Raw genomic sequence first — 14100 nt, forward strand, 5'->3', positions numbered from 1 at the left:
TCATCACTTGGCACTCATCGGGTTTCCATCAGTTTTCTGACCCGCTTTCAGGTTGGACGGTTGGGGTGACGAGGGCCCGCCGTGGTGGCGGCCTCGTCGTGAGCACGGAGCTGGTCAATAACGGCACTGCTGTCGACGTTGGCCCGGAAGGCCCTGCCGAAGGCACGCCGCTTGACTGCCAACTCCACACATTCCGGTTCGCGGTGCATCCAGGCACCGCGTCCGGGCCTGCGGCGGACAGGATCGACGACGACGGTGGCAACACCACCGATATCCTCGACTGCCAGCCGCAGCAGAACGGCCTGGTCTTCCCGGCGCCGGCAGCCTATGCAGGTCCGCTTCGGCGGCGCGGCCTCGTGGGCACGCGCCTGCATGGGTTTGTGACTGTCGGGAAACCCGGCCATGGATATTCTACCGCTTCCAGTGCCCGGCCAACGAACCGGGCGTGTTTCAGGCGCGTGGCCTGGTTGGTCTTGGCTTCTACCGCCGCTGTTCGGCGGTGGCAGCGTCCGACACGATATCGATCCGCCAACCCGTCAGTTTAGCGGCCAGCCGGGCGTTCTGCCCTTCCTTGCCGATCGCCAGCGAGAGTTGGTAATCGGGCACCACAACGCGGGCGGATCGGCTCTCGGCATCCGTAATGGTCACGGAGCTGACGCGCGACGGCGACAGCGCGCTGGCGATGAACGTCGCGGGATCCTCGCTGAAGTCGACAATGTCGATCTTCTCGTCGTGCAGCTCGGTCATCACGGCCCGCACGCGGGAACCCATTTCGCCGATGCAGGCGCCCTTGGCATTCAGCCCGGGCACGTTGGCCTTGACGGCGATCTTGGTCCGGTGTCCGGCCTCGCGGGCGAGGGCAACGATCTCCACGCTCTTGTCCGCGATCTCAGGCACTTCAAGTTCGAAGAGCTTGCGCACCAACCCGGGGTGCGAACGGGACAGCGTGATGGACGGGCCCTTCATGCCGCGGTGGACATCCACCACGTAGGCACGCAGGCGGGTGCCGTGCACGTAGCTCTCCCCCGGCACCTGTTCGGGCGGCGGCAGCAAGGCCTCCACTGTGCCCAGGTCCACCTGGACCATATGGGGGTTGTGTCCCTGCTGGATCAAACCCGAGACCAGTTCGCCCTCCTTGCCGCGGAAAGCGCCCAACACGTTGTCGTCCTCGGCGTCGCGCAGGCGTTGCAGGATGATCTGGCGAGCTGTGCTCGCGGCGATCCGGCCGAACCCACTGGGTGTGTCGTCGAACTCGCCCACCACGGTGCCGTCGTCGTCTATCTCTGCGGCCCAGATGGTGACGTGTCCGCTCTTCCGGTCCAGCTCTGCGCGGGCCCGCTCGATCGACCCCGGGGACTTGTGATAAGCCACCAGCAGGGCCTGTTCGATCGTGGGGATCAGCAGGTCCAGCGGAATTTCGCGTTCGCGCTCAAGCAGCCGCAGGGCGCTCATATCGATATCCATCTCAGGCCTCCTCCTCGTTCGCCGGCTCGCCGTTGGCTTCGGCCGCCACTTCTTCGTCCAACCGTGCAAACTCCACTTCCACCTTGCCGGAGCGAATGTTCGCAAATTCCAGCTGGACCGGTTCGCCGGGGCGGGGTTTCATGCCCTTTTTCGGTGCTTCTTCCGGCCGCACGGTCACGCCGTCGCCGCCAACTTCCAGCACGCGGCCGGTGATGTCCCCACCGGCCACCAGCTTGACCTTGACCAGCCGGCCCACGTTCCGGCGCCAATGGCGTGGCTGCGTCAGCGGCCGGCTGAGGCCGGGCGACGAGACCTCCAGGCTGTAGGGCCGGCCGTCGTCCTCCGGGTCCTCGTCCAGGGTCTTGGAGAGAGTCTGCGAAACTTCGGCGATAGCGTCCAGCCCGACGCCGCCGGTCTGGTCCTCAGGCAGGTCAACGATGACGTGGATGGTCCGGAGGGCTCCGGCAACCCGGATCTCCACGTCCTCGAGGAACAATCCGTGGGATGCCACGGTCTGTTCCAGCAGCTCTTTCAGGCGTGCGGCCTCTGCGAACGTGTCGGTACCGGATTTCCCTCCGGTAGTGGGCACGCCGCCGTGATTGCGCCGCTGGGCCATGCTGTCTCCCTGTTCTGGTGAGTCTGACTTCTAGACTAGCGACTTTACCGTGACTGGTGGCCTCCCGCCGCCAGCAGCTGCCTCCCGGCGGTGCAGCGGAGGCCAAACCCGTGACATCATCGTCAGTTGTGGGATCTACTTCAAGGCGCCGGGACGGCGGACCAACCGCGCCTTCCCGGGGATGGCGGCGGGTGCCGCTGCTGGTGCTCACCGCGGCGATCGTGGTCAGCACCGGCACCGTGGTGGCGAGCATCACCGCGTCCGCGCCACCGCCGAGCACCACCGAGCAGGCACGCCGCGACGCGCTGGCAGGGCTTGCCGGCCTGGCGTCCGCCTTTGAGGAGCACGACGGCGGCGACTCCCCCACCGCGGCCCTGCTCCACAGCCAAGCCGACCTGCTGACGCTGACCACGTCCTGGCCCTCGGGTTCCCCGGCAGCCGCTGGAACCACCGGGGATCCTTCTCCCGCAGCCTCCGGCGCACCATCGGCGACGCAAACGCCCGGAGCCGAAGACCTGGCCGAGCTGGCCGGCGGCCTGCTGGCCGACGCCCGGGAGACTGACCCGGGACTCGCCCGGCTGCTCGCCTCGATCGGTTCCGCCCTCTACGCCCAGGCGCAGACGCTGCCCGGCGGAACCGACGTGGCCCAGCCGTGGGAGGATCCGGAGATACCACTGGAGCCGGCCGGTTGTCCCGCGGCGGCCCCGGAGGACGGCGCAAGCGGGCCGGCGACGCCCGCCGCGCCGACGTCGGCGGAGGCCGTTGCCGCCGTCGTACTCAGCCAAGAGCGCTTGGAGTACGCCTACGAGACGGTGTTGCCGCGCCTCGCCGGCGCCGAGCGTGCGGCTGCCGCCGCCCGGCTGGCCGCCCATACCGAGTCGGCGGAGCACTGGCGATCGCTGGCGGCGGCCGAGTGCCTTGACCTGCCGCTGCCCGAACCGGTGTACGCCCTGGGCAGCGAGTTCGCCAGCGAGCCGCTTCCGACACTTCAGGATGCGGAGGGCGCGGCCCTCGCCCCACTGGCCGATCTGGTCTCGCTCAGCGACGGGACAGTCCGGGAACACGCGGTCGCAGGACTCGCCGAGGCCACCGCCGAACTGGCGGCCTCAACCGGCGAGGTGCCGCCGGCACCGGGACTGGACGACGAGTTGCTGGCTGCCCCTTCCACCGCCCCGTGAACGCCGACGTGGACCTGCCCCCGGGACTGCGCCGCGGCGCAGCCGGTTCCGCTGCCGGCCGGGAGTGGCTGCGGGGCTTCAACAACCTCCATGCCGAGGCCATGCTGGACTGGAAGCTGCGGGCCGCGCCCGGCGGTCCGTGGTTCGGCCAGACGGCGGCAGTGTTCCCCGTGCTGGCGCCCGACGGCTCTTCCGCTGTCCTGAAGCTGACTTTTCCGCATCCAGAGGCCGACGGCGAATCCCGCGCGCTCAGGCTCTGGGACGGACGCGGGGCCGTCCGGCTGCTGGCCGAACGCGGCCCCTTCGTGCTGTTGTTGGAACACCTCGATGCCGGCCGGCCGCTCTCCGCGGTGGCATTGGATGACACCATCGACGTCTGGGGCGGACTGGTTCGGCAGTTGCGGCGGCCGCAAGTGCCCGGCCCGGCAGGCAGCTTCGAGAAGGTGTCGGCCTTGGCGGAAGAATGGACGGACACACTCCCTGCCCGCTGGCTGGAGCTGGGCAAACCGTTCCCGACCTGGCTGATGGAGTGTGCCTTGGAAGTCTGCCAGCTCCGTGGCAGCGTTGGCCGGCGCGAGGACCGCGACGTGCTCCTGCACAGCGACCTGCATGATGGGAACATCCTGGCCCGCCTCGACTCCCCGGAGAGTTTTGTCGCCATTGACCCCAAGCCGCTGATCGGCGACCCCGAATTCGCCGTCGCGCCGATGCTCTGGAACCGGATCGCAGATTTGTCTGCCGCCGACGCCGGACGCCATCTCAGACGCCGGTGCGTGGACTTAGCCGAGGCGGCCGGACTGGACCCGGACACCGCACGGGACTGGGCCGTGGCGCGTGAAGTGGATAATGCCCTGGACTACCTGCAGCACCGGGCGACCGGTGACGCCGTGCGGTCGCTCTGGGTCGCGTCCACGCTGGCCGGCAGCACCCTGCCGGATCTGCCGGCGGCGCACGCGTTGCCGGCACCGGCCTGAGCGGCAGGCCGCCGCTGCTTATCGGCCGAGCACGTTCTCCTGCAGCACGTCGTAGCCGAGCTTGAGGATCAACGCGGCGACGACGAACAAAAAGACCACCCGGATGAACTTGCTGCCCTGCGTGACGGCCATCCGGGCACCGACGTAGCCCCCGGCCATGTTCACCAGGCCCAGCACCAGTCCGAGCCCCCACAGCAGCGCGCCGCTGGGCAGGAAAAAGGCCAAGGCGCCAAGGTTGGTCGCCATGTTGACGATCTTGGCTTTGGCACTGGAGGCCAGGAAGTTGTAGCCGAGCACCGCCACCATCGCGATGATCAGGAACGAGCCGGTGCCGGGCCCGATCAGGCCGTCATAGAAACCGATGACCAGGCCGATTCCCGCCGCTGCACCCAGGTGCCGGACGCCCTTGTACCGCAGCTGCGTCAAGGTCCCGGCCGTCGGCCGCAGCGCGGTGAACACGGCCACCGCAATCAGCGCCAGCACGATGATCGGCTTGAAGACCTCTGCCGGCAGGACGGTGGCCACGATGGCGCCGCCGAAACTGCCCACCAACGCTACGCCGGCCATCGGAAGGGCCGTTTTCAGGTCGGGATGCGCCCTGCGGTAATAGGTCACCGCGCTGGTGGTGGTGCCGAAGATGGACCCCATTTTGTTGGTGGCCAACGCCTGGACGGGGCTGATCCCGGGGACCAGCAGCAGGACCGGCAGCTGGATCAGGCCGCCGCCTCCCACCACGGCGTCCACCCAGCCCGCAGCAAAGCCACCCACCACCACGAGGGCGAGGGTGGCCAGCTGCAGTTCTTCGAGTCCGGAAGTCACTTCCCGGCGAGGGCCGCCAAGTGCGCAGCCGCCATGCCCACCGGAATGTTTTCGGCCTGGCCGGTGGCCCGGTCCTTCACTTCGACGACGCCGTCGGCCAAGCCCCGGCCGACCACCACGATGGTGGGCACGCCGATCAGTTCGGCATCGGAGAACTTCACGCCCGGGGACACCTTGGGCCGGTCGTCGTAGATGACCTCGACGCCGGCATCGGACAGCTCCTCGGCCAGTTTGTTGGCCGCCTCGAAGATGTCCTCGCCCTTTCCGGTGGCAACAATGTGCACGTGTGCCGGGGCCACGTTGCGGGGCCAGACCAGGCCCTTGTCGTCGTGGTTCGCCTCGGCCAGGGCCGCCACCGCGCGGGTGACGCCGACGCCGTAGGAACCCATCGTGACCGTGGCCAGCTTGCCGTTGCGGTCCAGCACCTGCAGCCCCAGCGCCTCCGCGTATTTGCGGCCGAGCTGGAAGATGTGGCCCATTTCGATACCGCGGGCCGCTTCCAGCGGACCGGAACCGTCGGGGGCCGGATCTCCCTCACGGACCTCGACGGACTCGATGATGCCGTCCCACTCGAAGTCGCGGCCGGCGACCAGCCCGAATACGTGCTTGCCGTCTTCGTTCGCGCCAGTGATCCAGCGTGAGCCCGAGACCACCCGGGGGTCCACCAGGTACAGCAGCCCGGTGGCGGACTCGGTTCCCAGCACCGCCGCGTCCAGGCTGTTGCCCGGACCGATGTAGCCCTTGACCAAGCCGGGGTGCTGCTTCAGGTCATCCTCGGAGGCAGCCTCAACCTCGACTTCGCCGCCCATCGGCAGGAAGGCGCCAATGTTCGCCTCGACGCGCTTGAGATCGACGGCGCGGTCGCCGGGAACCCCGATGATCACGATGGTCCGCTCGCCCGTGGGCAGTTTGACCGCCAAAACCACGTTTTTCAACGTGTCCGCGGCAGTCCACGCCCCCTCCCCGCGCGGGGCCAGCTGGTTGGCCGCGGCCACCAGGGTCTCGATGGTCGGGGTGTCCGGGGTGTCCTTGACCTCGGCAGCCGGTGCGTCGGCGTAATCAATCGGCTCCGGCGCCACGGTGGCGACGGCCTCCACGTTCGCTGCATAGCCGCCCGGGGAACGGACGAAGGTGTCCTCGCCAACAACGGTGGGATGCAGGAACTCCTCGCTCTTGGACCCTCCCATGGCGCCGGACGTTGCCTTGACGGTGACGACTTCCAGGCCCAGCCGCTCGAAGATTCTCAGGTAGGCGCGGCGGTGCGCGTCATAGCTGATATCCAGGCCCTCGTCGTCGATATCGAAGGAATAGGAGTCCTTCATGATGAACTCGCGGCCACGCAGCAGGCCGGCGCGCGGACGGGCCTCGTCGCGGTACTTGTTCTGGATTTGGTACAGGGTGACGGGCAAGTCCTTGTACGAGGAGTACAGGTCCTTGACCAACAGGGTGAACATTTCCTCGTGCGTGGGGGCCAGCAGGTAGTCGGCGCCCTTGCGGTCCTGCAGGCGGAACAGTCCCTCACCGTATTCGGTCCAGCGGTTGGTAGCCTCGTACGGTTCGCGCGGCAGCAGCGCCGGGAAGTGCACCTCCTGGGCGCCGATGGCGTTCATTTCCTCGCGGACGACCGCCTCCACCTTGGCCAGCACCTTCAACCCCAGCGGCAGCCAGGAATAGATACCGGGGGCAGCACGGCGGATGTAACCGGCGCGCACCAGCAGCTTGTGGCTGGCCACCTCGGCGTCGACCGGGTCATCGCGCAGGGTGCGCAGGAACAAGCTGGACAGGCGAAGAACCACTGCAGGAATCCGTTTCTCAAGGCTTGGGCCAGCACCGGCCCGTGAAAACAACTGCCTTCTAATCTACTGGTTCCGCGCGCATGCTTGCGACAGCCGACGGCGGCGCAGCATCTGCCGGCGGATCCTTGATCCGGTATGGCGGCAGGAACGGGCCTAGAACAACACGGTGGCGAACGTGCCGACCTGCCGGAACCCGACCGATGCGTAGGCGGCCACCGCCCGGTGGTTGTAGTCGTTGACGTACAGGCTGGCGACCGGGGCGTATTGCCGCGACAGTTCGACGACGGCGGCCATGCACCCGGCGGCCAGGCCCTGGCCGCGGTAGGCGGGGTTCACCCACACGCCTTGAATCTGCACGGCGTCGGCGCTGACGTTGCCCAATTCTGCCTTGAAGACAACCTGCCCGTGGCCGTCCCGCCGAATGAGCGAGTGGCCCTTCCGGATCAGGGTGGCCACGCGCTGCCGGTAGTGCTGGCCGCCGCCGGTCAGCGGCGAGTATCCGACTTCTTCCTCGAACATCGCCACGCAGGCGGGCACCAGCACGTCAAAATCGTCCTCGGTGGAATACCGCACCTGCGGGTCGGCGGCCACGGCCGGGGTGCCCCTCAGCTCCAGCAACGGCTGATTGGGCCGAACATCGAAGGCCCGCGGATGCGCGTGCCGGAACGACGACCAGATGCCCAGCACGCCTTCGGCAGGGCCGAAAATCGAGGACATGCGGCGGTTGCCGGCGGCCAGATGGGCGCCCAGCCGCGCGCCTTGTTCGGCGTCCAGCCCGACCGGGACCGCGTTGACCCCGGCCCAGCAGGCTCCGGTGAGGGCACCGCCGTCGTACATCCCCAAAATCTGGGCCCCGGACGGTGTAGGGCCGGCAGTTCCGGCGGACTCCAAGTGGGCAGCCAGAAAAACGTTGGCTACCGGATCTGCGCGCACCAGCTCCCAGAGCAGCTCGGTGTCCGCATGTTCCAGCGGCCGGATTCCGGCATACGGATCGGCGGGCACGGCACCGGCCGTACCCGCTGCCTCTCGGCTAGCTGACGTTAACCACGGGGCTACCCTTGACAGCATTTTCGCCATCGGAGTCACCCATTTCCTCGGCAATCCTCATTGCTTCTTCAATGAGGGTCTCAACAATCTGGTCCTCCGGAACAGTCTTGATGACCTGGCCCTTCACAAAAATCTGGCCTTTACCGTTTCCGGAAGCTACGCCCAAGTCAGCTTCGCGGGCCTCACCCGGTCCGTTGACCACACAGCCCATCACGGCGACCCGCAACGGTACTTCCATGCCCTCGAGACCGGCGGTGACTTCGTCGGCCAGCTTGTACACGTCCACCTGGGCGCGGCCGCAGGACGGGCAGGAAACAATTTCGAGTTTGCGCTCGCGCAGGTTCAGTGACTGCAGGATCTGCAGGCCCACCTTGATCTCTTCAACCGGCGGGGCGGACAGCGACACGCGGATGGTGTCGCCGATGCCCTGCGAGAGCAGCGCGCCGAAGGCGGTGGCGGACTTGATGGTTCCCTGGAACGCGGGGCCGGCCTCGGTGACGCCCAGGTGAAGCGGCCAGTCGCCGCGTTCGGCCAACAGTTCATAGGCGCGGACCATGACCACCGGGTCATTGTGCTTGACCGAGATCTTGAAATCGTGGAAGTCGTGTTCTTCGAACAGCGAGGCTTCCCAGACGGCGGATTCCACCAGGGCCTCCGGGGTGGCCTTGCCGTACTTTTCCATCAGCCGCGGATCCAGCGAGCCGGCATTGACGCCGATCCGGATCGAAGTGCCGGCGGCCTTGGCGGCGGCGGCGATTTCCTTGACCTGATCATCGAACTTGCGGATGTTGCCCGGATTCACGCGGACCGCTGCGCAGCCGGCGTCAATGGCGGCGAACACGTACTTGGGCTGGAAGTGGATGTCCGCGATCACCGGGATCTGGGACTTCTTCGCGATGATCGGCAGGGCCTCGGCGTCATCGGCGCTGGGGCACGCGACCCGGACGATGTCGCAGCCCGACGCCGTCAGTTCGGCGATCTGCTGCAGGGTGGCATTGATGTCAGTGGTCGGCGTGGTGGTCATTGACTGCACGCTGATCGGCGATTCCGAGCCAACCCCGACCGAACCGACCTTGATCTGCCGGGTCTTCCGGCGCGGCGCCAGGACAGGCGGTGGTGAAGCTGGCATTCCAAGATTGACCGAGGTCAAAACGTCCTCCATGTGCCGGTCGGCAGTTGCTGAACAGATTTCATTATCCCCCTCCCGGCACGGCCATGGCACATGCAGCGGGAGAGGTGTGGATCATGCGTAGTCGGCGAAAGCCCCGGTGACGGGCGCCCATTCGGTGGTTTTCAGCCCGGAGACAAAGTTGTTGAGGTTGAACGGATCCTGCTTCAGTTCATCCAGCAGGCTGTTTTCGCTCTCGGCGGTGAAGATCAGCAGCGCGCCGGTGCCATCCGCGTAGGGCCCGGATGCCAGCAGGCGGCCCTGGTCCACGAAACTTCCCAGCCAGGCGCGGTGGGCCGGACGGTGTTCGTCCCGGCCGGCCTCCGAATCGGGGGCATAGACGTACTCAACGGCAAAAACACTCATGGCATTCACCTTACCCGGCGCCGGATGGCGGACGTTACTGGTAGGAAACGAACCAAGGCGCCGGATCCACCTCCGTGTAGGTGCGCTCGGGGCTGAACGTGGGAGTGTCTTCGTCGTAGAAGTTCTTCCAGCCCATCCGGATCCCCTTCGGCAGGTCCTGGCGGAGGGCACGCCAGGTCTCCAACTTCTGGCCGGGATTGCCATGGCCGTCGGCGTGCAGCACCAGGGCCAGCTCTGGGTGTCCGGTCTCCAGCTTCTGCCGGTCCGAGATCATCCGGTACTGGAACTGGTGCAGGATCAGCACCTTCTGCGGCAGCGAGTTTTTCCGGGTCAGGTCCGCCAGCCAGTCGCTGACCTTGTTGATCTCGGCGGCGCTGACCGACCCGATCTGCTCCATGTGCCGCTCCCCCTTGCCCAGCCGCCATTCCGGGTCCAGCGCCAGTCCCACATGCGGTTCCTTCAGCAGGTCCGCATACAACTTGGCCTGTTCGAGGAAGTCCGATCGCCCGGGCTGCAGGTCCAGCACCACGTACACCCCTGCTTTGCCGGCGGCATCGACCCATGGGCGCAGCTCGTCCACGTCCGTTTCGGCCGAATAGTCGCCGTCCTTCCCGGCCGAGGCAGAGGCGATCGTGGCGATGATTTCGAACGCCGGAACCACCGGTTCCTTGCTGTGCGGCTGGTAGCTTTTGGCCAGTTTCTTGGCGCGCCGGACGGACTCCTTGATGCCTTGTTCGCCGAGGGCGCCGAGCGCGGGTCCCGCGGGATGTCCGTACAGCGCCACCATCCGCCGCGAGGGGAAGGCCAGTTGGCCCCCGCCGGGTAGTTCCGGCACGTCCAACGCAGCCTGCACCCGACGGCCAAACGTGTCATCGGTGCCGAATGCTTTGCCGATGCCGAGCACCCGGCGCTCCGGCTCTGCGCGCAGGAAATCGATGGTCGCGCTGCTCTGCCGTGGATCCGCTTTCGGGTCCTGGAAGACGCGTGCGCCGGCCGCCTCTGCTACGGCCAGCGTTGCGGGATAATCCTGCTCGCCGTCCCGATCGATCAAGATCGAGGCGTCCGCCGGCTCCGCCGCGCCGTCGGGCAAATCAAGTTCTCCGTCCGGCGGCAGGACCTCAACACGCGGCAGCAGGACGGCCCAGCCCGTGATGCCGCCGTCCGAACCGGTACCGGCCACGGCGGCGGAGGCGGCGGCAGCGGAGGCGGAGGCGGAAGCCGTGGCGGAGGAACCAACGTCCGGCGTGCCGCTGGAAGCTTCTTCCGGCGCACTGCTGGGGCTGGCGGCTGGCTCCGCCGGCGGCTGCCCAAAGACCTTGACCTGCCGCACGCCGAGCCGCACCAACTCGCTTTCCAGACCGTCACCGGCCAGCAGCAGCGGCACGCCCAGCGGCACCGACTCCGCTTCCGCTGCCGCCAGTGCCTTGGCATCGTCCGCCGCAGCCACGAACGCCACCGGGCTGGAAGCGAACAGCGCTCGGCTGGCGGCCAGTGAGGCTTCCGCATCGGAGCCGGCAATAACCTCGGGTTCGGCCGCTCCGGTGTTCAGCTGTACCCGGCCCGGGGCAGCAGCGCTCGACGCGGCCGGCGAGCCAGACCCAGGCGCTTCGCCCGGGACGGTGCAGCCGGCCAGGGCAAGGACCACCGTCAGCGCTCCGGCGATGCCAGCTCCGGCCCATGTTCTGCCGCGTGCCTTGGCCGGCCGGATGGCGGTATGGAGGCTCGGTTCGGTACGGACTGTCCGTGGTGCTGCGCTCACGGCGTGTGGCTCCCTTCGCCGGTTCGGGCCAGTCTAACCACGGCCGCTCGGCCACCCCAGCCCCATGACGGCGCGTCACGCGGCCGGGGAGGCAATCGCCGTCGTCGTCCGGAAGGGCAGCGTCCGGCGGGGCAACGTCCGGCAGGGCAGCATCCGGCAGGGAAACATCCGGCGGGCCCGTTCAAGCCTGCGGTTGCCGTGCCGGCGTCAACCGAAAATGTTGACCGGTTTGACGATGTCCGCGTAGATCAGCAGCGCGCCCATGCCCATCAGCACCACCGCCACCACATAGGTCAGCGGCAGCAGCTTGGCGATGTCCACCGGCCCCGGATCCGGGCGGCGGAACAGCTTGGCTATGCCACGGCGCACCGCTTCCCAGAGCGCGCCGGCAACGTGCCCACCGTCCAGCGGCAGCAGCGGGATCAGGTTGAACACGAACAGGGCCAGGTTGACCGAGCCGACCAGCCCGATCAGCGTGGCGGCCCGCGCCTCGAACGGAATTTCATGCATCGAGCTGATCTCGCCGGCAATCCGGCCCACACCCACCACGCTCATCGGCCCGTTCGGGTCGCGCGGAGCATCGCTGAAGGCCGCTTGGGCCACGTCGGCCAGCCGCTGCGGAAGATGCAGCACAACACCGGTGATCGCCTGCAGGTTCTCCCCCACCGCCGGCAGCACCTCGGTGGCCGGCCGCGGCACCAATGCCGTTGCGGCACCCATGCCGACGAAGCCGGCCTGTTCCGTCATCGGCTCGCCCTGGCCGTCCAGCACCGGCTGTCCGGCGTCGTCGTAGACCGGGCGTTCGGTGAGGATCGGCGTGATGCTGGTGCGGATTTCCTTGCCATCGCGCAGCAGCGTGATCGGCGTCTTCTCCCCCGCGGCCTCCCGGATCCAGGCGGTCAGCTGGGACCAGTCGGTGACCGGTTTCCCGTCAAAGGCCGTGACGGTATCGCCGGGCCGGATGCCGGCCGCTGTGGCCGGGGCTTCGGGGTCGCTGGGCAGGCAGTCGGTCTGCCCGGTCTCGGCGGCCTGCGCCGCGGGGACCACGCATTTGTTGACTGTGGAGATAGTGGTGGTGGCCTGCGCGGTGCCGAAGCCCACCAGGACAATACCAATCAGCACCGTGCCGATGATCAGATTGACGAACGGGCCGCCCAGCATGATGATGACGCGTTTGTGGACCGGCAGTCTGTAGAACATCCGGGTCTCGTCGCCGGGCTGCAGCCGCTCCGCTTCCGCCTGCCGGGCGTCGTTGGCCAGTTGCTGGAACATCCCGGTGCTGGACCGCCTGATGCCGGCGCCGTCGTGGCCGTCCTTGGCCGGCGGGTACATGCCGATCATCGAGACATAGCCGCCCAGCGGGACAGCCTTGACGCCGTACTCGGTCTCGCCCCGCCGTCGGGAGAAAAGCGTTTTGCCGAAGCCCACCATGTACTGGGTCACCCGCACCTTGAACAGCTTGGCGGGCAGCAGGTGGCCCACCTCGTGCAGGGCGATGGACACGGCGATGCCAACGGCCACGAAGAGGACGCCGAGAAGGAAAAGCAGAATGGTCACAACATAGCCAAACGTTCGTGGGCCCGCGAGCGTGCCCAATCTTCTGCTGCCAGTACCGTGGCCACGGTCGGTTCGCCGGACGGCGCATGCTCTTCCACCACGGCCGCAACCGTCTCCACGATCTGGTCGAAGCGGATCCGGCCCTCGTGGAAGGCATCCACGGCCTCTTCATTGGCCGCGTTGTAAACGGCCATGAAGGTGCCGCCGCGGGCTGCCGCTTCCTTGGCCAGCCGTACCGCGCCGAACACTTCTTCATCCAGCGGCTCGAAGGTCCAACTGGTGGCCTGGCTCCAGTCGCAGGGCTGCGCCGCACCCGGCACCCGCTCCGGCCAGCCCATGCCGAGCGCGATCGGCAGGCGCATGTCCGGCGGCGAGGCCTGCGCGATGGTGGATCCGTCGATGAACTGCACCATCGAGTGCACCACCGACTGCGGGTGCACCACCACATCGATCCTGTCCAGCGGGACGTCGAAGAGCAGGTGCGCCTCGATGACTTCCAGCGCCTTGTTGACCATGGTCGCCGAGTTGGTGGTGACCATCCGGCCCATGTCCCAGGTGGGGTGGGCCAGTGCCTGCGCCGGGGTGACGGCGCGCAGTTGCTCCTTGCTGAAGCCGCGGAACGGGCCACCGGAAGCGGTCACGATCAGCCGGTCCACCTCGCCCGCAGTGCCCGAGCGCAGGGCCTGGGCAAGCGCCGAATGCTCCGAATCCACCGGCACGATCTGCCCCGGCCGCGCCGCCTCCTTGACCAGGGGACCGCCCGCAATCAGGGACTCTTTGTTCGCCAAGGCCAGCACGTGCCCGGCTCCGAGCGCCGCCAGCGTCGGCGCCAGCCCGATGGACCCGGTAATGCCATTAAGCACGACGTCGGCGTCCGGCCAGGCGGCGATCCTCGCCGCGGCGTCGGGGCCGGCAAAGAGCTCCGGCGAGTAGCCGGATACTCCGGCGTCCGCCGCTGCCGTCTTGATGGCCGTCGCCAGGTCATCCACCGTTCCGGCGGCGGCACCGACGGCCTGCGCCCGGGTGTGGACGGCCTGCCGGGCCGCCAGTTCCAGATTGCCGCCGGCGGCGAGCGCCGTGACCTCGAAGCGTTCCGGGGCCGCGTCCACCACATCGATGCCCTGCGTGCCGATCGACCCAGTGGAGCCCAGCAACACCACCTTGCGACGGGCGGGATGCGGGGCGGCGTGGGGCGGATCGCGGAACTCCATGCGGTCAATTATCCAGCACCGGTGCTACTCCGGACGAGCTCGGCCGTTGGCACCGGTGACGCGGGTAGTTCCGAAGACCTCTCGGCTTCTGAATCACCCGGTCGCACCGAGACCACCCGTGCCGAGACCACCCGCTGGCTTCGAG

13 protein-coding genes are annotated in these 14100 nt (G+C 67.9%); 2 read left to right on the forward strand and 11 right to left on the reverse strand.

All coding sequences use genetic code 11. From position 1 onward, the window contains the following. Positions 1 to 47 precede the first annotated feature (47 nt). From MNQ99_RS12670 to rimP, 3 genes are all read right to left on the reverse strand, one after another. Entirely contained in the window at positions 48 to 374 is a 327-nt protein-coding gene (locus MNQ99_RS12670) for a YlxR family protein (RefSeq protein WP_241913177.1), read from the reverse strand. A gap of 106 nt (positions 375 to 480) precedes the next feature. Beyond that, a complete protein-coding gene (gene nusA, locus MNQ99_RS12675; RefSeq protein WP_241913178.1) occupies positions 481 to 1464 on the reverse strand; it encodes a transcription termination factor NusA in 984 nt (327 codons plus the stop codon). A gap of 1 nt (position 1465) precedes the next feature. Further along, complete coding sequence (gene rimP / locus MNQ99_RS12680; RefSeq protein WP_277883550.1) at positions 1466 to 2080, reverse strand: ribosome maturation factor RimP; 615 nt, start codon at positions 2078 to 2080, stop codon at positions 1466 to 1468. A 128-nt stretch (positions 2081 to 2208) separates the two neighbouring features. Here rimP and MNQ99_RS12685 point away from each other — a divergent pair, with 128 nt between their 5' ends. Both MNQ99_RS12685 and MNQ99_RS12690 read left to right on the forward strand, forming a co-directional pair. Then, positions 2209 to 3258, forward strand: coding sequence for a DUF4439 domain-containing protein (locus tag MNQ99_RS12685; RefSeq protein WP_241913179.1), 1050 nt, complete (start codon positions 2209 to 2211; stop codon positions 3256 to 3258). Further along, a complete protein-coding gene (locus tag MNQ99_RS12690) occupies positions 3255 to 4232 on the forward strand; it encodes an aminoglycoside phosphotransferase family protein (RefSeq protein WP_241913180.1) in 978 nt (325 codons plus the stop codon). The genes MNQ99_RS12685 and MNQ99_RS12690 overlap by 4 nt, the downstream gene beginning before the upstream one ends. 18 nt (positions 4233 to 4250) lie before the next feature. Here the strand turns inward: MNQ99_RS12690 and MNQ99_RS12695 are convergent, their stop codons facing one another. The 8 genes from MNQ99_RS12695 to dxr form a co-directional block, all read right to left on the reverse strand. After that, positions 4251 to 5051, reverse strand: a complete 801-nt coding sequence (locus MNQ99_RS12695) for a sulfite exporter TauE/SafE family protein (RefSeq protein ID WP_241913181.1) — start codon at positions 5049 to 5051, stop codon at positions 4251 to 4253. Next, a complete protein-coding gene (locus tag MNQ99_RS12700; RefSeq protein WP_241913182.1) occupies positions 5048 to 6847 on the reverse strand; it encodes a proline--tRNA ligase in 1800 nt (599 codons plus the stop codon). Before MNQ99_RS12700 ends, MNQ99_RS12695 begins: the two co-directional genes overlap by 4 nt. Positions 6848 to 7000: 153 nt before the next feature. After that, positions 7001 to 7849 (reverse strand): GNAT family N-acetyltransferase, encoded by an 849-nt coding sequence (locus tag MNQ99_RS12705; RefSeq protein WP_338423093.1) that lies wholly within the window; start codon positions 7847 to 7849, stop codon positions 7001 to 7003. A gap of 28 nt (positions 7850 to 7877) precedes the next feature. Continuing rightward, positions 7878 to 9044 (reverse strand): flavodoxin-dependent (E)-4-hydroxy-3-methylbut-2-enyl-diphosphate synthase, encoded by a 1167-nt coding sequence (gene ispG, locus MNQ99_RS12710; RefSeq protein WP_127511743.1) that lies wholly within the window; start codon positions 9042 to 9044, stop codon positions 7878 to 7880. 93 nt (positions 9045 to 9137) lie between these two features. After that, positions 9138 to 9428, reverse strand: coding sequence for a YciI family protein (locus tag MNQ99_RS12715; protein ID WP_127511744.1), 291 nt, complete (start codon positions 9426 to 9428; stop codon positions 9138 to 9140). Between the two features lie 34 nt (positions 9429 to 9462). Beyond that, positions 9463 to 11187 carry a hypothetical protein gene (locus tag MNQ99_RS12720; RefSeq protein WP_241913183.1) on the reverse strand — a complete coding sequence of 575 codons (1725 nt, stop codon included), beginning with the start codon at positions 11185 to 11187 and terminating at the stop codon, positions 9463 to 9465. A gap of 207 nt (positions 11188 to 11394) precedes the next feature. Further along, positions 11395 to 12744, reverse strand: a complete 1350-nt coding sequence (locus MNQ99_RS12725) for a M50 family metallopeptidase (RefSeq protein ID WP_241913184.1) — start codon at positions 12742 to 12744, stop codon at positions 11395 to 11397. Then, on the reverse strand, positions 12741 to 13955 hold the full coding sequence (dxr, locus tag MNQ99_RS12730; protein ID WP_241913185.1) for a 1-deoxy-D-xylulose-5-phosphate reductoisomerase: 1215 nt from the start codon (positions 13953 to 13955) through the stop codon (positions 12741 to 12743). The genes MNQ99_RS12725 and dxr overlap by 4 nt, the downstream gene beginning before the upstream one ends. Positions 13956 to 14100: the final 145 nt, after the last annotated feature.

Origin of the sequence: Arthrobacter sulfonylureivorans (assembly GCF_022637435.1) — a bacterium.
Classification (GTDB): Bacteria; Actinomycetota; Actinomycetes; order Actinomycetales; family Micrococcaceae; genus Crystallibacter; species Crystallibacter sulfonylureivorans.

Coding starts and splice junctions, on each gene's coding strand:
- rimP (WP_277883550.1), bottom strand. CDS start 2,080: ATGGCCCAGCGGCGCAATCACGGCGGCGTGCCCACTACCGGAGGGAAA.
- MNQ99_RS12670 (WP_241913177.1), bottom strand. CDS start 374: ATGCAGGCGCGTGCCCACGAGGCCGCGCCGCCGAAGCGGACCTGCATA.
- dxr (WP_241913185.1), bottom strand. CDS start 13,955: ATGGAGTTCCGCGATCCGCCCCACGCCGCCCCGCATCCCGCCCGTCGC.
- nusA (WP_241913178.1), bottom strand. CDS start 1,464: ATGGATATCGATATGAGCGCCCTGCGGCTGCTTGAGCGCGAACGCGAA.
- MNQ99_RS12715 (WP_127511744.1), bottom strand. CDS start 9,428: ATGAGTGTTTTTGCCGTTGAGTACGTCTATGCCCCCGATTCGGAGGCC.